This is a genomic window from Aliiglaciecola lipolytica E3, from assembly GCF_000314975.1.
In the GTDB taxonomy this organism is placed as follows: Bacteria; Pseudomonadota; Gammaproteobacteria; order Enterobacterales; family Alteromonadaceae; genus Aliiglaciecola; species Aliiglaciecola lipolytica.
Genome location: NZ_BAEN01000018.1, coordinates 1 through 20224, shown reverse-complemented (window position 1 = coordinate 20224; position 20224 = coordinate 1). Strand labels below are relative to the sequence as shown.

16 protein-coding genes are annotated in these 20224 nt (G+C 39.8%); 12 read left to right on the top strand and 4 right to left on the bottom strand.

Features of this window, described 5'->3' with window-relative positions; genetic code table 11:
- Positions 1–315 precede the first annotated feature (315 nt).
- From GLIP_RS03285 to GLIP_RS03270, 4 genes are read right to left on the bottom strand one after another with little or no spacing between them, the layout of a single operon-like run.
- Positions 316–1938, bottom strand: a complete 1623-nt coding sequence (locus GLIP_RS03285) for a porin family protein (protein WP_153886257.1) — start codon at positions 1936–1938, stop codon at positions 316–318.
- Positions 1939–1956: 18 nt separating this feature from the next.
- Positions 1957–2943 carry an XrtA-associated tyrosine autokinase gene (locus GLIP_RS03280; RefSeq protein ID WP_008843143.1) on the bottom strand — a complete coding sequence of 329 codons (987 nt, stop codon included), beginning with the start codon at positions 2941–2943 and terminating at the stop codon, positions 1957–1959.
- Positions 2940–4544 carry an XrtA system polysaccharide chain length determinant gene (locus GLIP_RS03275; RefSeq protein ID WP_008843142.1) on the bottom strand — a complete coding sequence of 535 codons (1605 nt, stop codon included), beginning with the start codon at positions 4542–4544 and terminating at the stop codon, positions 2940–2942. The genes GLIP_RS03280 and GLIP_RS03275 overlap by 4 nt, the downstream gene beginning before the upstream one ends.
- A 52-nt stretch (positions 4545–4596) precedes the next feature.
- Positions 4597–5232 carry an XrtA/PEP-CTERM system exopolysaccharide export protein gene (locus GLIP_RS03270; protein WP_008843141.1) on the bottom strand — a complete coding sequence of 212 codons (636 nt, stop codon included), beginning with the start codon at positions 5230–5232 and terminating at the stop codon, positions 4597–4599.
- A gap of 158 nt (positions 5233–5390) precedes the next feature.
- Between GLIP_RS03270 and GLIP_RS03265 the strand changes: the two genes are divergently transcribed.
- The 12 genes from GLIP_RS03265 to GLIP_RS03210 all read left to right on the top strand — a co-directional run.
- A complete protein-coding gene (locus tag GLIP_RS03265; protein WP_008843140.1) occupies positions 5391–6803 on the top strand; it encodes a TIGR03013 family XrtA/PEP-CTERM system glycosyltransferase in 1413 nt (470 codons plus the stop codon).
- Between the two features lie 28 nt (positions 6804–6831).
- A complete protein-coding gene (locus GLIP_RS03260) occupies positions 6832–7644 on the top strand; it encodes an XrtA system polysaccharide deacetylase (RefSeq protein WP_040521773.1) in 813 nt (270 codons plus the stop codon).
- Positions 7645–8691 carry a FemAB family XrtA/PEP-CTERM system-associated protein gene (locus GLIP_RS03255; RefSeq protein WP_008843138.1) on the top strand — a complete coding sequence of 349 codons (1047 nt, stop codon included), beginning with the start codon at positions 7645–7647 and terminating at the stop codon, positions 8689–8691.
- 6 nt (positions 8692–8697) lie between these two features.
- On the top strand, positions 8698–9891 hold the full coding sequence (locus tag GLIP_RS03250; RefSeq protein WP_008843137.1) for a TIGR03087 family PEP-CTERM/XrtA system glycosyltransferase: 1194 nt from the start codon (positions 8698–8700) through the stop codon (positions 9889–9891).
- Entirely contained in the window at positions 9888–11342 is a 1455-nt protein-coding gene (xrtA, locus tag GLIP_RS03245) for an exosortase A (protein ID WP_008843136.1), read from the top strand. The genes GLIP_RS03250 and xrtA overlap by 4 nt, the downstream gene beginning before the upstream one ends.
- A gap of 14 nt (positions 11343–11356) precedes the next feature.
- The gene (locus GLIP_RS03240; RefSeq protein ID WP_008843135.1) at positions 11357–12499 is read left to right on the top strand and encodes a TIGR03088 family PEP-CTERM/XrtA system glycosyltransferase; all 1143 of its coding nucleotides are present in this window, start codon (positions 11357–11359) and stop codon (positions 12497–12499) included.
- 10 nt (positions 12500–12509) lie between these two features.
- On the top strand, positions 12510–14408 hold the full coding sequence (locus tag GLIP_RS03235) for an XrtA/PEP-CTERM system amidotransferase (RefSeq protein WP_008843134.1): 1899 nt from the start codon (positions 12510–12512) through the stop codon (positions 14406–14408).
- Between the two features lie 12 nt (positions 14409–14420).
- Positions 14421–15617: a TIGR04063 family PEP-CTERM/XrtA system glycosyltransferase gene (locus GLIP_RS03230; protein WP_226992174.1), complete on the top strand. Its 1197-nt coding sequence runs from the start codon at positions 14421–14423 to the stop codon at positions 15615–15617.
- A gap of 2 nt (positions 15618–15619) precedes the next feature.
- Positions 15620–16828: a glycosyltransferase gene (locus GLIP_RS22120; protein WP_226992171.1), complete on the top strand. Its 1209-nt coding sequence runs from the start codon at positions 15620–15622 to the stop codon at positions 16826–16828.
- A gap of 3 nt (positions 16829–16831) precedes the next feature.
- A complete protein-coding gene (locus GLIP_RS22115; RefSeq protein ID WP_008843131.1) occupies positions 16832–18190 on the top strand; it encodes a phenylacetate--CoA ligase family protein in 1359 nt (452 codons plus the stop codon).
- A 79-nt stretch (positions 18191–18269) separates the two neighbouring features.
- Positions 18270–19619: a putative O-glycosylation ligase, exosortase A system-associated gene (locus GLIP_RS03215; protein ID WP_008843130.1), complete on the top strand. Its 1350-nt coding sequence runs from the start codon at positions 18270–18272 to the stop codon at positions 19617–19619.
- 41 nt (positions 19620–19660) lie between these two features.
- Positions 19661–20224: hypothetical protein (locus GLIP_RS03210; protein WP_040521754.1), on the top strand; the 564-nt coding region annotated here is incomplete at its 3' end.

The window sequence follows — 20224 nt, the reverse complement described above, 5'->3', positions numbered from 1 at the left end:
TTTGCTAAAAAAGAAAATTTTCGGCGATTAAATTGTCCTAAAATCAGATTATATAAATAAATTGTTTAAATAATGAACTAATGGGTCGTTAGTCTCTCTAATAATTTGTGAGTATATAATTTACCGTAAATTGAGTGGGTGAGATATGAGACCATTGAAAACTACTGGTGACAATCAAAGGTTTGGCGAACACCTTAGAAATAGGCGCAAAGCGTACTTCCCAGGTAAGTATAACAAGGAGATGCTTCTAATAGTCTTTAGCATTGCGATGCTTAGTTTTTTTATAATGCGTCAGTGAACTAAATATTTTATTGTTTATAGGAATGTAAAAGAATATCTTAGTGTTAACCTTCTAGATGTAAAATCTCTGTTTTCAATTGGGGAATCTTTATCTGTTATTTGATAGCTTAGAAAAACTTTAGCATGCCTGTTAAGTGTGTGCTTATACGTCAAGGTACTAGACAAAGTTCTATCATCGATACTTTGAGTTTCGTCGCTAATGTTTCTGGTTGATTTTCCATATGCATTTGTCCAATTCACACTTGATTTTTTGCTAACCTCGAGATTTAAAGAAAGGAAAGTATTAAAGTCATTCTGCTTACGTGAAGTTTGGACATATTCGAAATCACTACTTTGTGCGGTTAGTGCGACACTGAATTTACGAAAGTCGTAACCAACACTCGTTTGGAAACTTTTCCTTAATGTCGATTCTTCACTAAGCTCCGCTAAATTTAAACTTAAATTTGTAAATTGCTCACCGGGCTGAAGTTCATAGTTAATTGAATCAGGTAGGTAGCATTCAATAATCGAAGTAGCACCAATTGGACAAACGAATATTCCGTTAATTGTTTCCCCCGCGACTAACCTTGAAAAGGTTGTTAACGCTTCAGTATAAGAAGCATCAAGTCGTAATTTACGCATATTATAACTGATAGCAAATTGCCCGCTTTCACCATAAAACCGCCTACCATATTCTCCTGAAATTCTTGTTCGAGGAGAAAAGCGCCAAATAAATCGAGTTCCTAAAAATTTATCTCTTTCTTGATCTTGTCGAGAGGAAATATTATAGGTTACATCTATAAATTGTTCGGCAGAGCGGAACCAAGATAGACCAGCTCCATAGCTATCATATTTAAGTTCTTCTTGTCCTTCTGACTCTGATGTCGAAGTTATAATATTGCTCTCACTATTGGCTGTGCCAACTAAGCGAAAATTACTAAATAATCCTATGTATAAATTCCCATTAACCATTCTCGATTCGATGTCATTTGACGCACGTCCTTGGGTTTTATTGTAATTACCGTTAACGTTCCAACTAATAGATTTGAGATTTGGTCCCGAATAAAAATACGCATTAAGACTATCATTTTGGCTGTCTAGACCATTTTCCAAGAAGAAAGATTCGTCACTTGTTACACTGGTGGAATCGCCATTAACTTGTAAGCCCATAAAATTACTTTGGTCAAGCGTTAGATCAAAACCTAAAGCATCAGTCTTGGTTTTAGCGAGTTGGCTGTTACTGAAGTCTTCATTACTGATCAGAGCATTAGTTATGTCGACGTCTCGATAAGATTGATTCCCTCTAGCACTTAAATTAAGTATATCTGGTACTGCTACTACTTCTACTTTATAGCTATAATTCGTTAGACTACTTTTATTATTACGCCCAATTCCCTCATTAGTTTCTATAGACGAACTATCTTCAATGTATCTGTGGTTAACATTTAAAAATGCTTGAAGCTTTTGAGTTTCTAAAATCAAACCGACGCGAGGTTGTATGACTAATGAAGACGAATCTCGTTCCCCAAAGTCATCTCCTTGGACACTATTATTATTATACGAAGTATCGATAGCTGCAGTTGTACGCAATTTAGCATTTACCATCGTAGACAAAGGCAACATTGCGAATACAATTAAAGTAAAATTTTTTAAACTCACGCTTCTTAAACCCACTGCTTATTCATCATGACCGTAGTAATAGCCATAATAACCTGCGCTATCTGAAGCGCTCTTCTTAGCCTTGTTTATTACAAACCCTTTTGCCATATCTGGATTCAGATGATCAACAGCTTGAGATAAACGATTTAGCGACGTTTTCCCTTCCTGAACAACGACAACAGCTTGCCCTGCTAAATTTGCAAGAATTGCCGTTTCATTTATGCCTAATAATGGAGGACTATCAATAATAACCACTCGGTCAGGGTATCGGTTGGCAAACTCACTTACCGACTCAAGCATTTTTTCACTAGCTAACAACTCTGTTGAAAGGTGATGCGATTTACCGGCAGGTATTATCCTCAAAGTATCTAGACTTGTGTGGTGAATAACATCACCTAAATCATCCACTTCACCTAACAAATATTCCATTAAGCCACTTTCAAAAGGTTGATCAATGGTTTTCATCACGCTAGGTCTAAGTACATCAGCATCTACAAGTAGTACCGTTTTATCTTGTTCTAGTGCAATGCTCAACGCTAAGTTGATAGCGGTAAAAGTTTTACCTTCATTAGGGTTTGGGCTGGTCACCATAACGATGTTTGCATTGGTCAATGTTTTCGATAATGGACCAAATGCATTGCTCAATACTTTGCGCTTTATCGCACGATATTCTTCATTAATGGTGTGACGTCCAATATTAGAAACAAACCCTTCTTTTTGAATATGAGTCAATGGAATGAACTTTTCTTTAGACATATTATTTGAATAAAAGCTTGTCTCACTTTCTTCAGTTGTCGAATCTTGCTGGACAATAACATTATCTTGAACATATTCGTTTTTAGCAGAAGGTGCTTGGTCAACCTGTTTAGCGTTACTCGTACTATTATTCTCGTTGTCAGCCGCAATCTGTTGAGCTTTTTCCTGCGCTGCTTCTAACGTAGACTTATCTGATGTTTCTTTTTTTAGCGCTTTATTCTTTTGAAGTGCCTTTTCTATTGTGCTCATATTAAGTTCCCCAAAAGGTAAATAGGCAATCTGCCGTATGCGATATCGGCATAAACTAGTCCAATGAAAATCAATAATATTGCCAGACTCGAAGCACTAAATAGTAACATTCTACGCCGCTCAACTTTCGCAATTGCTTTAGCGTCAATATGGGAAACCTTTCCAAACACCGGAATACCGAAATTACTTACCAATTGGCTAGGGCTCAGTACAACTGGGTTAACTTGACTCAGTAAAAATGCTATTCCAAGCCCTGCACCGAAACCAGCAAATAAAATCATGGTGTAAAACAAAATTCTATTTGGACCTGACGGCTTAGTTGGTAACGTAGGCGGATCGATTACTCTAAATTGCACATCATCAGAGGTGGCCTCCGCTTTTCTCGAAAGCTCAGCTTGTTCACGTCGACTAATTAGCTCGAGATACTTTTCTTTAGTGATTTGATAATCGCGGTTTAAACCTTGTGCTTCAGCTTCTATTTGCGGTACGAGGTCAACTATTTTTTCTAATTCAAATATTTTAGCTTTAGTCTGCTCAGCGCGAACACTTAATTGAGCGAGTTGCCCCTCATACTGCGCAACAGATAATTTTAACTCTTGATATACAGGGTTTTGATTAATATTACCGAATTGGCTGTAAGAGCCGGTTTCTTCTGCCACATCTGTTAATCCTTTTATGTGATCCTCGCGATCATCATAAAGTTTTTCAAGCAAGTTTTGCGTGTTTTTAACTTCGGGATGGGCATCTGTATACTGAATAAGTAAATTATTTAATTGGTTTTCAAGAGATTCTATTCTTGCATCGTATTTCGTACTAATCGAAGGAGCAACTCTTGAATCAGGTGCGGCTAAGCCAAAAACAGGCGCTTCGCCTTGCATCTGTGCCTTAGCAGCATTGAGTTGTGAGGTTAATTCTAATATTCTAAGTTCTGTGGACTGCAATTCACTAATTTGTCGTTGCAATTGGGAATTGTAGTCACGTGTTGTTCCTGGAGCGCGATCAATTCGATTTACTTTGAACTCAGCAAGCCTCTGCTCTGCTTCCTCTAATCGTTGTTCATATTCTTCGATTTGTCGATTTATGAATTCTTCCGCTGAATCACTGCTTTGACGATTATTACCTAACGAGTTTTCTACGAATTCATTTAAGGTAATCTGGACTATTTTTTGTGCTAACTCAGGTGATGGGGAATTGTATCGAATATTATAGATATTTTGCTCAGATGTGGTGTTGAGCTTGATATCTTTTCTCATATTATTGATCAAATCATCCATCTGAGCTTGAGTTGTGACGGTGATATCCAGATCAGCCTCTCGTGCAATTTTTTCTAAATTGGGTCGGCTGAGTAATGTTCTCGCAACTAAATTAACCTGTTCACTCGGATTATTGTAAACCGCTAAACCTCTTAAAAGAGGGCGCAAAAGGCTACTGGTATCAACAAACAATCTCGCTGAGGAGGCATATTGATCTGGTAAACTAGCTACATATGCCCAACCAATAGGACAAATCAACCAAGTTGAAATAATAATGTAGCGTTTCTTTATCCAAACGCCCTTAACATAAGTAAGGACTTGGTCTATCGCTTCCTGAATTCCTAACATAGATAAGTCTTTTTAACCTTTAAATTATCAATTATTGCCAATTACAAAAAGCCTAGAACCAAGCTTCTGGAATAATTAGAATGTCGCCGGGAAGGATATCTACATTGTCTACAATATTCCCTTCTTTCACTAGTGAATCCAATTTCACTGAGTATTCCTTTTGTACACCATCTACTACTCGAATTAGTTTTGCTCCATCACCGTCTGCAAATTCAGTTAGCCCGCCAACTTGGATCATTAGATCGAGTAGTGTCATATCTTCAGCGTAGCTGATGGCTCTTGGCGAAGAGGCTTCACCTATTACACGAACCTGCTCACTGAAAGGGCCATTGAAGCCACTAACACTCACAGTGACAATAGGATCGCGAATATATTTTCCTAGCTCTTGCTCTAAATCACGAGCCAGTGCGGTAGGTGTTTTGCCTGAAACCGGTATGTCTTCAACCAATGACGTTGTGATCATCCCATCTGGTCGAACAAGAAACGATCCTGAAACGTCTGGATTACGCCAAACAAATATTGAAAGGTTATCTCCTGGGCCAATCAAATATACATAATCATCGATATTGGTGGTTAATGAAGCTCTAGTTGTTGCTTGAGGCAACGAATTACCTGAACTGGTGCATGCATTTAGTGCTGTAAATGCAGCCACTGCAATCAGTAACTGAGCTATTCTACTTGCTTTCATATTATGTCTTTCCTATCCAAACAGAAACAAATGTAGCAAATCAGCCATTTACCCGAGCGTTATTATCTCTATAATGGCTGACCAGAAAAGTTAGTCTATCTCAAATAATTCGTTTAGCATATGATAAATTTGTCAAAAAAATCCATAGGTAAGCGCTAATGGCGGCGACCAACAATAAACAAAATAAAAGGTCCAATGCTCTAGTTCTCGCAGAAGCAGTGATTGTTTCCTATTCTGCGTACTTAGCAAACTTTTTAGTTGTAAGTTTTTTAGAAGTTGATTCACCCAGCTTTTTAAAGTTAGCAGCAAATATTTCTTTAATGACGTTTTTGGTTTTAGTCTCTTCTTTATCAGTTGGATTATACGAAGCCAAATTGCGTGAAACCTTTCGCGGTATCATCAGACGCATTTTCGTTAGTTTAGCGCTGACCTATTTTGTGGTTGAAGTTATCACCAGTACTTTTATGGAAGAACTGCGAATGCATGCCTACTTCTTGCCCGTAGCGGCAGGCGTAGTCATTCTGTCATTGGTTACTTTCCGTTATTTTACGAATCGTCTTGGTCTTTTAGGTCTTGGACGTACACGTATCGTCGTTATTGGAGCTGGGGAAAGAGCATCAATAATCGAAAAAAGAATGCGTCGAGACGTAGATCGTTTAGGCTTTGAGTTGCTCGGTTTTATACCCATTCCAGGGGATAATCGTGAGGATGGCATTCGTAATGAACGATTGGTGCATGTGAAAATCGATGATAATTTCCGAAATTACGTCATCGACAACGAAATTGATGAAATTATTATTGCTTGTGACCAACGCAGAGGCACGTTGCCGATTGAAGTATTATTTGATTGTCGACTGCGTGGCGTGGAAATAACCGATTTACTTGATTTTATGGAACGGGAAACTGGCCAAATAGTCGTAAATTTAATGTACCCAAGTTGGGTTGTTTATTCCAATGGTTTCAATTCTCAAAACTATTTACGAGACATTTTAGAATACGGCATTAATGCATGTGTTGCTCTTTTCGTTATGTTTTTTACATGGCCATTTATGTTGTTGACGGCAGTTATTATCTATTTAGATGATGGTAGACGAACAGGAACTTCAGTTTTTTATAAACAAGAACGAGTTGGCTTAAATGGTAAACTATTTAAGATAATAAAATTTCGAAGTATGCGCCCAGATGCCGAAAAAGATGGTGCGAAGTGGGCATCACAAAATGATAACAGGGTAACGCGAATTGGTCATTTTATCCGGAAATATCGTATCGACGAACTTCCGCAATTGATGAACGTGCTCAGAGGTGAAATGGCATTTATTGGTCCTCGCCCTGAACGCCCCGAGTTTGTTGAGCAACTAATTAGAGAAATTCCATATTACAATCAGCGCCATAACGTTAAACCAGGGCTGGCGGGTTGGGCTCAACTCAATTATCCTTACGGTGCAAGTGTCGAAGATTCAATGGAAAAGTTGAAATTTGATTTATATTACGTAAAACATCAAAGTTTATTGTTAGATATGCTTATTTTTATTCGAACAGTGGAAGTAGTGCTGTTTGGAAAGGGACGATGAAGTGGTAAAAAACACGGCTCTTAACGCAATGACGGTAGATGTGGAAGATTTTTTTCACGTATCAGCTTTTGATTCCATCATCAAACCAGAGGATTGGGATCAATACAAACCCAGAGTTGATGCTAATACCCGTAGGTTGCTTGATGTATTTGCAAAAGCTGACGTCAAATCGACTTTTTTTGTTCTCGGTTGGGTGGCTGAACTTTACCCTCAGTTAATCAAAGATATTCATGCTCAAGGTCACGAGATAGCTAGCCATGGTTATGCTCACAGAAGGGCTTATCAACAAACGCGAGAAGAGCTAACAGCTGATATTACGCGGTCGAAAAACCATTTAGAAGATTTAATTGGTGAACCTTTGACTGGATATCGCGCGCCGAGTTTTTCCATCGGTTATGACAATGAGTGGGCATTTGAAGTGCTTGCAGAGTTGGGCTTTAAATATAGCTCAAGTACTTACCCGGTAAAACACGATTTATATGGCACACCCGATTGGCCGCGATTTGCTTATCAGCGTCCGGAAAATATTATTGAAATACCGATTCCGACTTTAAAGATAATGGGAAAGCAGATCCCTATCGGCGGCGGCGGGTATTTCCGGCTCTATCCATACAAAATGACGCAAATGTTAGTTAATCGTTATCTAAAGCAAGAGAAGCAGCCTTATTCTTTTTATTTCCACCCTTGGGAAATTGATGGTGATCAACCAAGATTAACTAACGCTCCGTTAAAGTCCCGATTTAGACATTATATTAATTTGGATAAAACCGAAGGAAAGTTAGTACGTTTATTGGCCGATTTCAATTGGTCTACGATGAAAGATGTGTATGGAGTAGCTTAGGTGACGGACAACTACCAACTGCGTAAGTTAGGTGACAGTAAACAAGAATCGCAACAATGGGATGATTTTGTAGATAGTATTGATACTGGCACTTTTTTCCACTTAACTGGTTGGAAGCGTGTTATTGAAACCGTTTATGGTCACTCTTGTCATTATATTTACGCTACATCAAACAACAACATCGTTGGCGTGTTACCGCTAGTTGAACAAAAAAGTAGGTTATTTGGTCATGCTCTTATCTCTACGCCATTTTGCGTTTATGGTGGTGTTGCTGCGAACTCTGAAAGCGCGACGTTGTTTTTAGAAAAACATGCTATTGAGTTGGCTCACAAACTGGGCGTTGATTATCTAGAAATGCGCTACCCGTTTGCACGAACAAACCCGGACTTAACTGAAAAATGTGCTCATTCGTCTTTTGGCTGGGAGCTGGCTGATTCACCCGAAAATATTTTGGCCGGGATAAAGAAAAAACAACGAGCTGTGGTTCGTCATTCACTAAAAAATGACCTGAGCTTTCGCGTTGATCACGATACTAAAACTGCCTATGACGTATATTCAGAGAGTGTACGTAACCTTGGGACGCCAGTCTTTCCGCAAAAATACTTTGCTGCACTGCAACAAGAATTCGGTGAAAAATGTGATGTGCTAACGGTAGAAAAAGACCAAAAAGCCGTTTCCTCAGTTTTGAGTTTTTACTATAAGAAACAAGTCTTGCCATTCTATGGTGGTGGTTTGTTTGATGCCAGAGCATTAAAAAGTAATGACTTTATGTATTATCAATTGATGTGCCACGCACTGGAATCGAAGAATTGTAACTTTTTTGATTTTGGTCGAAGCAAAGATGAATCAGGAGCATTCAAATACAAGCGAACATGGGGTATGGAACCAGTCGCATTGCATTATCAATTTCATTTAGTAAAAGCTGAGGCGTTGCCGAATTTGAGCCCGAATAATCCAAAATATCAATTCTTTATCAAAATGTGGCAAAAGCTGCCTGTTTGGTTGAGTCGACGTATTGGACCATTTCTATCCAAATACTTGGGATAGCGCGTTATGAAGAAGCCGCCACTGCTGTTTTTGTGTCACCGGATTCCATTCCCCCCGAACAAAGGTGACAAAATTCGTTCATTTAATATGCTAAAAGTATTGAGTGAACATTTTGATATCTACCTTGGCAGCTTTGTTGACGACCCATACGACTGGCAATTTGCATCCAAATTAGATGCTTATTGCAAACAAGTATTCTTAATTAATCAAAATAAAAAATGGTCAAAAATTAAAGGATTAACTGCATTTTTAACGGGTAAATCCATCTCGGAGCAATATTACGCAAGCCGTAAGATGCAAAGTTGGGTAAACGAAACCGTGCAAAACATGCATATTAAGCAGGTTTTTGTGTATTCATCTGTAATGGCCATGTTTACTGCAACCCATCAAGGGGCAATCCACCAAGTGGTGGATTTTGTCGATGTCGATTCTGACAAGTGGCGACAATATGCAGAGAGTAAATCAGGTATCGCTAAATGGGTGTATAGTCGAGAGCATAAAAAGCTGCAAGCTTATGAAAATCAAGTGACACGGCGCTCTCAACATGCTTTATTTGTCTCTGAACCCGAATCCGAGTTGTTTAAACAGCAACTACCTGTAAGTCAACATGCAAAAGTCCGAGGTTTGCTAAACGGTGTGGATGTGGATTTCTTTTCGTCACAAAACAAGTTAGAAAATGTCGCAGAAAATATTGATGTGGTATTTACTGGCGCGATGGATTATTGGGCGAATGTAGATGCGGTAATATGGTTTGTGAAAAATGTTTGGCCGAAAATTAGAAAACGATTTCCAACCGTCAATTTTTATGTGGTGGGGGGGAATCCCAGTGCAGAAGTGAGAGCGTTAAACAACATCGATGGCATAGTTGTCACTGGCAGAGTAAAAGATGTTAGGCCCTATATACGCGATGCAAAGGTGTCAGTTGCACCTTTGCAGATTGCTCGGGGCATTCAAAATAAAGTGCTTGAAGCGTTGGCTATGGAAAAGCCGGTTGTGGCAACTAGTATGGCTATTGAAGGTATTGCTGCAAAAACGAGCCATATTCAAGTGACAGACGATGCAGAAAATTTTTGTGACTATGTTTGCCAATATCTGAAAGCACCTGACAATGCACCTGAGAACCGTCATTGGATTATGGAAAATTTACAGTGGACTGCCACTATGGGCAAGTTACCTGAACTATTTAAGGTTGAATTATGACATTTTGGAAAAGCAGTATCTTTAAATACTTGGTGGCGATATTTCTTGTTTGGGCCGGTGTTTTTTATTCGACTATTGAGTCCACGGTTGCTATTTGGTTGCGCTCTGAAACTTTCACCCATTGCTTTATCATACTGCCCATATGTATTTATTTGATTAAGTTAAAATGGACAAAGTTAAATAATGCAACTTTACAACCTTCTTACCTATCTTTGGTTTTTGTAGTTGGCACTTTATTTGTTTGGTTATTTGGCAGCATGGCACAGGTGCTTGTTATTGAACAGTTAGCCTGTTTTGTAATGTTACCTATGATGATTTGGTGCGTTATGGGGAACCAAATAGCGCGCATATTACTTTTCACTTCTTTTTTCTGGCTATTCAGTGTACCGGCAGGGGAGTTTTTAATTCCGCAGTTGCAGGAGTTAACAGCAGATATCACTGTATTCGCTATTCAATTAACAGGTATTCCCGTATTTCGAGAAGGCTTGTACATTGCCATCCCTGGTGGTTTGTTCGAAGTGGCGGTCGCGTGTTCTGGGATTAGGTATCTTATCGCCTCATTTACGCTGGGGACCTTGTTTGCTTATTTGAACTATAACAGCCTCCAAAAGCGTGTCATTTTTATTTTGTTTTCTATTGTATTGCCGCTGTTAGCCAACGGTATTAGAGCCTATGGCATAGTCATGATTGCGCATTTATCCGATATGAAATATGCAACGGGCGTCGATCACCTAATCTATGGATGGTTATTTTTTGGCGTGGTCATTTTAATTATGTTCACCGTGGGTGGACGATGGGCAGATCCATTGCCGAAAAAAGAAGCATTAGATAACCCTACGGGACCACCTGCTAATCTCTCAGCTCTTGTTAAACCTCTAAGTGCTTTAGTGATAATTATTGCGCTAGGCCTGAGTTATAAATCTGTTTTTGAAAACCCTGTCAGTTCGGTAAATCCTGATTTTGCACAGTCCTTTGGATTTGAAGAAGTGTCTGATAACGCAACTTGGTTACCGGTATTTCATAATCCAACCTCTATTTCCCGAGGCGTTCATCAAGGAGTAGAGTTTTACATCGCCTATTACAATGCCAATATCCAAAGCCAAGAGCTTATTAATGGACGTAATAAATTATATAACATTGAAAGGTGGTCGATTGTTTCTGAAGACAAGAATCAAACATATCGGACGTTGCAAATTATTGATAATTATGGAAATAAACGTCTACTAAGTTATACCTATGTCACTCCTTGGCGCGTGACACACAAATCTTTAGAGATTAAGTTGGCTCAAGCGATACAAGCTCTGTTAGGACAACCGCAAAGTGGTTATTTGCTCATGTTGTCTGTTCCATTGGACAAAACAGAAGAATCGCAAATGAAATTAGAAAAAATGTCACAGGACATTTTCAACCGTGATTTACCAATATTATTGAGCGAAAACCAACAAAACTAAGGATCTAAATCGACATGGATTTCAAAAAGATTCATATCATGCATATCATTTACCGATTCGATACGGGTGGATTGGAAAATGGGGTCGTGAACCTGATTAATCGATTAGATCCGCAAAAGTATCAGCATACAATTGTAACTTTAAAAGGCTATTCCGAGATATTCTGTCAACGTATTCACACTGACAATGTGCAATTTTTCGACTTGGCCAAGAAAGATGGTAATGACGTCAGTATCTTTTTTAAGCTGCGTAAGTTAATCAAAAAAAGCAAACCCGATATTTTACATACTCGAAATACCGCAACCATAGAGACACAGCTAGTTGGCTGGTGGTGCAGAGTGCCTTATCGAATCCACGGCGAACATGGCTGGGATGTCAACGATATGCACGGGCAAAACAAAAAATATCAAATGCTAAGACGATTTATGAAAATGTTTATTCGTAAGTATGTTGCTTTATCCACCGAGGCATTTGATTATTTAAAAAATACCATTGGTGTGAGAAGCACCGATATAAAACATATCTGCAATGGTGTTGACGTCAATAAATTTATGCCGCAAAACCCGCCATACCAGTTGCTACCAGAACATTTTGCGGTTGCAGATATGTTGGTATTCGGTACAGTCGGAAGATTAGCAGAAGTTAAAAATCAACCTTTTCTGCTCGAAGCATTTATCGCGTTAACGGAGAGATATCCAGCACAAAAAACGAAATTGAGACTCATTGTGGTGGGAGATGGCGTGTTAATGGAGAAAATGAATAAACGCGCACATCAAGCTGGATTAGCGTCGCAAATTTGGTTCGCTGGAAATAGATCAGACGTTGCGCAGCTAATGAATTTAATGGATGTGTTCGTCTTACCATCACTGGCAGAAGGTATTTCAAATACCATTCTAGAAGCGATGGCAACTGGCTTGCCGGTAATTGCAACAGAAGTGGGTGGCAACCCTGAGTTAATTGCACCGGAATTAAAACCAACCCATTTGGTAGAAGTAAATAATATAGATGCACTAACTGCTTCGTTGGGGCAATATGTTAATTCGCCTGATCTTAAGCAAAAGAATAGTCAAATCGTAAGAAACCATTGCGTGAAAAACTTTAGTATAGATACAATGGTTAAAAAATATAATGAGCTTTATCAAGCCCTTAGTGGTTAAGGATTAACAAATGTGCGGAATAGCTGGTATTTTTCATCTGTCTGACCAGACTAAAATTGATGCAGATTTAATTGCAAAGATGAATGATAGACAAATTCATCGCGGGCCTGATGCCGGAGATTACTTTTTTGACCCAGGTGTTGCGCTAGCGCACAGACGCTTATCTATTATTGATTTAGAAGGTAGTCCTCAACCGATGTTAAGTGCGGATAAACGTGCTTGCGTTGTGTTTAACGGAGAAATATATAACTTTAAAGAACTGCATAAAGAGCTTTCTGCCAAAGGTTATACATTTAATACCCATGGTGATACAGAAACCATACTGAATGCTTGGTTAGAGTGGGGGGAAGAATGCGTCCACAAGTTAAGAGGCATGTTTGCATTTGCGATTTGGGATAGACAAAAAGAGTGCTTGTTTATTGCTCGTGATCGCCTGGGTATAAAACCGTTTTTTTACAGCTTATTACCCAGTGGTGAGTTCATATTTGGTTCGGAACTTAAGGTCATTACAGCCCACCCAGCATTTAACCGAGAGCTTAGAAACACCACAATTGAAGATTATTTTAGTTTAGGTTACGTACCTGAGCCGCATACTATTTATCACAATGCGTTTAAGCTGCCGCCTGGCCACACTCTAATGTTGCATAAAGCTGATAAAGGCTTACCTGAAGCTAAAGAGTATTGGGACGTACCAGTTAATTTTGCACAACCGCTTGATCAAAAAGAAATTGAAGAACAATTGATTGAACGCTTAAAAGAAGCGGTTGATATTCGTATGGTTGCGGATGTGCCGCTTGGTTCATTTTTATCTGGCGGTGTTGATTCTAGTGCGGTCGTGGCGATGATGTCTCAACTGCAATCGGACCCTGTGAATACCTGTGCCATTGGTTTTGATGTCAAAGCGTTCAATGAAACCGAATATGCACAAACAGTTGCTGACCGATATCAAACGAATCACCGTGTAGAAGTTGTTAGCCAAGATGATTTCGACCTAGTTGATCAACTGGCAAATTTATACGATGAACCCTATGCTGATAGCTCTGCTATCCCAACTTTTCGAGTTTGTGAACTTGCTAGAAAACACGTCACGGTAGCTTTGTCCGGTGATGGCGGGGATGAGCTATTTGCCGGTTATAGCCGATATAGATTGCACAAATTGGAAGAGAGTATTCGCAGTAAGTTACCGTTAGGCCTACGTAAACCTGTTTTTGGCCCTTTAGGGAAACTGTATCCTAAGATTGATTGGGCACCGCGAATTTTTCGCGCTAAGACTACCTTTCAATCAATGGCAATGGACACGGTTGAAGGTTATCACAACACCATGAGCATCTTTCGCAGTGACGATAGGGCTAAATTGTTTTCCGATGAATATAAACGGAGCTTAAATGGTTATAGCTCTCTGGAGATATTTAAAAAGTACGGCGACAAAGTTAAACACCTAGATGAAACTAAAATAGCTCAGTACATTGATATGAAAACCTACTTAGTGGGTGATATTTTAACAAAAGTAGATAGAGCATCAATGGCTCATTCTCTAGAAGTACGTGTCCCTATCATTGATCACAAGTTCGTTGAGTGGGCATTCAAAGTTCCTTCCGATAAAAACCTAGCCAACGGCGTTGGCAAACTGTCCTTTAAGAAAGCTTTGGAACCTCACTTACCCCACGATGTGTTATATCGTAAGAAAATGGGGTTTGCCGTTCCCTTAGCTAACTGGTTTAGAGGACCCCTTAAAGAACGCTTATATGAAGGGGTTTTATCCAAACAAATGACTGAATCGGGGTATTTTAATAAATCACATTTGCAGCGACTCATAAATGACCACGTTTCAGGCAGACGCGACAATAGCGCATCATTGTGGACACTAATGATGTTTGAGTCATTTTTACGTCAACAAAAGGCATCGTAATTCGTGAAAATAATGCATATTTTGGATCACTCTATTCCCTTGCATAGTGGTTATACTTTTCGTACCCGCTCTATTTTAAATCAGCAGCGTGCAAGAGGTTGGGAGACATGCCATGTCACAAGTGCTAAACAAGGTGTGTGCGAAGCTAAAATAGAAGACGTAGATGGCTTACGGTTTTATCGTACCGAGCCGCCAACTGGCTTGGCTAGCAAAATTCCTGTGCTTAATCAGTTATCATTGGTAAACCCATTAAGAGATCGCATTTTAGCGGCGATAGAAATCGAAAAGCCCGATATTTTACATGCTCATTCGCCGGCGCTAAATGGCTTGGCGGCCATCAAAGCAGCTAAAAAAACTGGCTTGCCACTGGTTTATGAAATAAGAGCGTTTTGGGAAGATGCTGCCGTCGATCATGGGACATGCAAAGAGGACGACTTGCGTTATCGATTAACTCGCAAGATGGAAACCCACGTAGTGAATCAGGCTGATGCAGTGACCACGATTTGTCAGGGCCTTAGACAAGATCTACTTAATCGTGGAATTGCAGACAACAAAATAACTGTGATACCAAATGCGGTAAATATCGAACAGTTCAATATCATTACCGAACGTAATTCAGCACTCGAAAGTCAATATAATTTGAACGGAAAAATTGTTCTCGGATTTTTAGGCTCTTTTTATGGTTACGAAGGGTTAGAGCTTATCGTGGCTGCATTACCGCAAATATTAAAATCTATTCCCAACGTAGTTTTTTTATTGGTGGGTGGCGGTCCACAGGAGAAAAACTTAAAAGATCAGGTTCAGCAACTTGGCTTAGAAGAGTACGTTATTATGCCGGGCAGGGTGCCTCATGCTGAAGTTGACATGTATTATAGTTTGGTAGATTTACTTATTTATCCTAGAAAACCAATGCGTTTGACTGAACTGGTGACACCATTAAAGCCGTTGGAGGCTATGGCGCAAGGAAAGTTAGTGTTGGCATCAGACGTCGGCGGTCATAAAGAATTGATCGAAGATGGTAAGACGGGGTGGTTGTTCGAAAGTGGTAACATTGATGAACTAGCCAATACCGCTGTGCGTGTGCTGTCGAACAGAGAGTCTTGGCCGGCTATGATTGAAAATGGCCGAGACTTTGTAACGCAAATTCGAAATTGGAAAAACTCAGTGGCAAATTACCAGCCAATTTACGAATCGTTGCTGAGCATATAGTTGTGAAACGCCTCAAAATTGCAGTCCTCAGCTCATTGTTTCCCAATTCTGTGCGTAAGCAGTCGGGCTTATTTGTACGAGAACGTATGTTTCGAGTCGCAGAGTTCGCGGATATTGAAGTTGTAAGTCCTGTACCATGGTTTCCTGGGCAAGGATTCATTAGGTTTTTTAAACCAAACTATCGGCCAATGCCTGGAAAAGAAGAGATTCAACAAGGGATCACGGTTCACTTTCCTAGGTTTTTATCTTTCCCCAAATTTTTTAGAAAATTAGACGGTATCATGATGGCTCGTGCTGCCCACAAGGTGCTGCGCAAAATTAATCAGCGAGAAAATATCGATATAATCGATAGCCATTTTACCTATCCAGATGGATTTGCCGCTACTAAAGTAGCGCGTAAAATGGATAAAAAAGTCACTATTACACTAAGGGGAACTGAGTTATCTCATAGTCAATATCCAGCTAAGCGTAAACAAATGTTGCAGGCTTGGCGAGATGCTGATCACATGATTTGCGTAGCAGAGTCGTTAAAAAAATTAGCAGTATCGCTTGGGGCAGATAGCCATAAATTTACGGTCGTAGGAAATGGTGTCGATACACAAAAGTTTTCAGTTATCCCGCCTATAAATGCAAGGCAAACATTGGGAATTGATGAGGACGCCAAAGTGTTAATTACCGTGGGCGGCTTAGTCAAACGAAAAGGTTTTCATAGGGTCATAGCATGTATTCCAGAATTGTTGCAAAGCTTTCCTAAGCTAGTCTATTTGATTGTAGGTGGGGCGAGTGCAGAAGGGAATATTGAATCGCAACTGCGTGAACAAGCAGAATCCCTTGGTGTGACTGAGCATGTTAGATTTTTAGGTTCATTGCCTCCTAAAAAACTTAGTGCGCCGCTATCGAGCGCAGATGTTTTCGTTCTCTCTACAGCCAACGAAGGCTGGGCTAACGTGATTCTCGAAAGTATGGCTTGTGGAACGCCAGTCATCGCCAGTGATGTAGGGGGAAATAGTGAAGTGATTAATAGCCCTATTATTGGTGAGATATTTCCGTTTGACGATCACAAAGCATTACTTGCATCACTTAAAAATGGTTTAAACAAAAGCTGGGATAGGCAAGCAATAGTTGCCTATGCTGCTGAGAATCACTGGGACACGAGAATGGCAAAGTTAATGGATATTTATCGTGATTTGCTTGGCCTCAAGGAGCAGTAGTTAATGTCTAGTATTTACACGAAAATTGTCTCAAGTATGCTGTTTCCCTTGCATGAAAAGCTCAAAAAACATGACACAGTAGAGATTCGAAAATCGTTAGAACAATCTCAGTGGTTTAGCAAAGCAGTTCTAAAGCAAAATCAATCAAAACGGCTACAAAAATTTATTCAGACGGTTTATGAGCACGTTCCTTATTACCGTGAGATGTTCGACTCTGCCAATCTCAGTCCTGTGGATATTACCTGTTCTGAGGATTTAGCAAAGCTGCCTTTTTTAGATAAAACCACGATTTCTACAAATTTTGAAAAACTGAAATCCGATATCGCAGGGTCTCTATCAAGGTTTAATACCGGCGGCTCTAGCGGGCAGCCTTTAATATTTTTGTTGGGTAACGAGCGCGTATCGCACGATGTCGCTGAAAAATGGCGGGCAACACGTTGGTGGGATGTGGATATTGGCGATAAGGAGATAGTTGCTTGGGGATCCCCAATAGAATTGGGGGCGCAAGATAAAGTGCGTTTGATTCGAGACGGTTTATTTCGCTCAGAACTGATTCCTGCGTTTGATATGACCGAACAAAAGCTGTTGTCTTTTTTGTCCACTATTCAAAAAACGAAACCAAAAATGCTATTTGGTTATCCTTCTGTGTTTGATTTGTTAGCCAAAACTGCCAAACAGCACGGCATACAAATGGATAACTTGGGCATCAAAGTGGCATTTGTCACCTCCGAACGTCTTTATCCCTACCAACGAGACAATATTGAAGCGACTTTTGGCTGTCCTGTCGCCAATGGTTACGGTGGTCGGGACGCGGGCTTTATTGCACATCAGTGTCCACAAGGGGGTATGCATTTATCCTATGAAGATATTGTGGTGGAAATTATCGATCCACAAGGCAATCCATTGCCACCGGGGCAGTCTGGCGAGATCGTCGTAACTCATATGGGCACTTCGGAGTTTCCATTTATTCGATATCGCACTGGCGATATTGCAGTGATGTCTGATAAAACCTGCGCCTGTGGTCGTGGATTGCCAATGCTAGAGGCAATCGAAGGGCGTAGTACCGATTTCGTGGTTGCATTGGATGGAACTATATTACATGGTTTATCACTGATATATATTTTACGCGACATGGAAAGTGTTGAAGCGTTCAAAATTATCCAAGAAACGAAACAGCATACTCACGTGCAAGTCGTGTCTAAAAGTGGTGAAGTTAATCAACAAATGCGCGACACCATTATGACTGGTTTCCAAGCAAGACTTGGAGCCGAAGTATCTGTTACGGTAGAATCTGTAGCCGAAATCGCCCCCGAAAAATCAGGGAAGTATCGCTACGTGATAAGTAAGGTAAGCACAACATGATAGATAGTTTGTATTTGTTAGCTGATATTGGCGCGATCTGCTATATGTTTTGGTGGTCAAGCATGCAGGATGAAGATTAATGCGTGATCTGCTACTCGTCGGTTTTTTATTCGTTGCTATTTATTACAGCTTTAAACGGCCTTACCTGGGTACAGCTGCTTGGGTTTGGATCGCACTAACCGCACCAGCAAAGTGGGCTTTTGGGTTTTCTCAGAGCTTTAGGTTGAACTTGGCAATTGTAATAATTACTGCTCTTTCTTATCTTTTTGTACAAAAATATAAACAGTGGAAGTTTAGCGGATTAAGTTTTTGGGTACTATTCTTCGGTTTTTGGACACTTGTCACCAGTATCGCGAATCAGACATCTTATTCAGCATTTGTATGGGAATATTGGAATCAATTTACAAAAGTATTGCTTTTATTTTTCTTTGTTACACTCACAATAACTAAAAGGTTACATGTCAATACAATCGTATGGGCGATTGTCTTATCTATTTCATCTTTTGCAGCAATGGAAGCCGTTAAATTCATTTTGTCAGGTGGAAGCCACCGTATTACGGGAAAGGCCGGAATCATCAGAGACCGCAATGATTTGGCAGTTGCAATTAATATGTGTATCCCCTTGATCCTTTATCTGATTAGTGTAACTAAAAACTTTTCAATCAAACGCGGGTTAAATGTGTTGCTTGTTCTAAATGTTCTCGCAATCATCGGCACTTATTCGCGCGGTGGATTTATCGGGCTATTAATTTTAGGTGCAGCTTTTTGGTGGACCTCAAAACGCAAGGTTGTTTACGGCATTTTAGCGGCCATTATAATTCCACTTTTTTTTGCTTTTGCACCAGGGGAATGGAAAGAAAGACAGAATACCGTTAGCTCTGCAGCCAGTGAAGATGGCTCTTTTATTGGTCGTTTGTGGGCGTGGAAAATTTCAACGATGATAGCACTAGATTATCCACTCACTGGCGGGGGGTTTCATGCAGTTAAAGATAGAAGTCTTTGGGGATATTATGCGCCGATGACAAATAGCTTTGGACCCATTGATACACCGTCCATACCATCAGAGTTGCGCCCCAAAGCTGCCCACAATATTTACATGCAGGTATTAGGAGATCATGGATTTGTAGGCCTATTTATTTTTATGATGATCCTTTGGCAAACCTTAATGGTTAATTTTAAAAATCGAAAATGGGCAATTGCAAATAATGAAAAGTGGTTAATTTCGCTAACTAATAACCTGACACTGGCTATGATTGGATATGGAATTACTGGAAATAATGTAAGTTTGGCATATTTTGATTTGTTGTACGCGATGGCAGGATTAGTATGCGCCATTAATATACACATAGCTAAAAAAACGGTACTGCCTTTTACTGCCGGTAGCAAGAAGAGAAGTTCGGCTTCGCAACTCGGTATCCAATCGGGGTGAGCAAAGAATGGGTGTCAAAATAGTGAAGAGTGCTGCTAAAAATGACTAACAAATTGTTGCTCTCTGGTGGTTGTTTGCGGCCCAATGGATTTGAATTAGGGGAAGGTAAGTATTATAAAAGTGCTAGATTGATTGAGCTGGATATATTAACTAAATCATTTCGAATAGTGGTTCAAAAAGATGTAGCAGGAGATAACTATCCAGCAGAGCATCCAAATTTGCAATTTACTTGCGGCTGTATTGTAGATAAACATCTTTGGTTGCCTACTGACACTGAAGTCCATTTGTATCGATTAGAAGATTTTAGTCTGGTTAAAATTATTTCTCACCCATGTTTTCACAATTTACATTCTGTAGCTTATATTAATAACGAGTTGGTCATTACCTCAACTGGTCTGGATAATATTGTTTTTTGTGATCCGAATACGGGCGAAATTAATCGAATTTTAAATACACAAGGTAAAGATCCTTGGCATCGCTTTGATAGAAGTTTTGACTATCGTAAAATTCACTCCACTCGTCCTCACGATAGTCATCCAAATTTTACTTTTGAATTGGATCAACAAGTTTGGGTGACCAGATGTACGCAAGAAGATGCAGTAAAC

Excerpts from the sequence above, each read along its gene's own strand:
- GLIP_RS03240 (WP_008843135.1), top strand. The coding sequence starts at position 11,357 with ATGGATTTCAAAAAGATTCATATCATGCATATCATTTACCGATTCGAT.
- GLIP_RS03280 (WP_008843143.1), bottom strand. The coding sequence starts at position 2,943 with ATGAGCACAATAGAAAAGGCACTTCAAAAGAATAAAGCGCTAAAAAAA.
- GLIP_RS03270 (WP_008843141.1), bottom strand. The coding sequence starts at position 5,232 with ATGAAAGCAAGTAGAATAGCTCAGTTACTGATTGCAGTGGCTGCATTT.
- GLIP_RS03265 (WP_008843140.1), top strand. The coding sequence starts at position 5,391 with ATGGCGGCGACCAACAATAAACAAAATAAAAGGTCCAATGCTCTAGTT.
- GLIP_RS03215 (WP_008843130.1), top strand. The coding sequence starts at position 18,270 with ATGCGTGATCTGCTACTCGTCGGTTTTTTATTCGTTGCTATTTATTAC.
- GLIP_RS22115 (WP_008843131.1), top strand. The coding sequence starts at position 16,832 with ATGTCTAGTATTTACACGAAAATTGTCTCAAGTATGCTGTTTCCCTTG.
- xrtA (WP_008843136.1), top strand. The coding sequence starts at position 9,888 with ATGACATTTTGGAAAAGCAGTATCTTTAAATACTTGGTGGCGATATTT.
- GLIP_RS03275 (WP_008843142.1), bottom strand. The coding sequence starts at position 4,544 with ATGTTAGGAATTCAGGAAGCGATAGACCAAGTCCTTACTTATGTTAAG.
- GLIP_RS03260 (WP_040521773.1), top strand. The coding sequence starts at position 6,832 with ATGACGGTAGATGTGGAAGATTTTTTTCACGTATCAGCTTTTGATTCC.
- GLIP_RS03250 (WP_008843137.1), top strand. The coding sequence starts at position 8,698 with ATGAAGAAGCCGCCACTGCTGTTTTTGTGTCACCGGATTCCATTCCCC.
- GLIP_RS03235 (WP_008843134.1), top strand. The coding sequence starts at position 12,510 with ATGTGCGGAATAGCTGGTATTTTTCATCTGTCTGACCAGACTAAAATT.
- GLIP_RS03230 (WP_226992174.1), top strand. The coding sequence starts at position 14,421 with ATGCATATTTTGGATCACTCTATTCCCTTGCATAGTGGTTATACTTTT.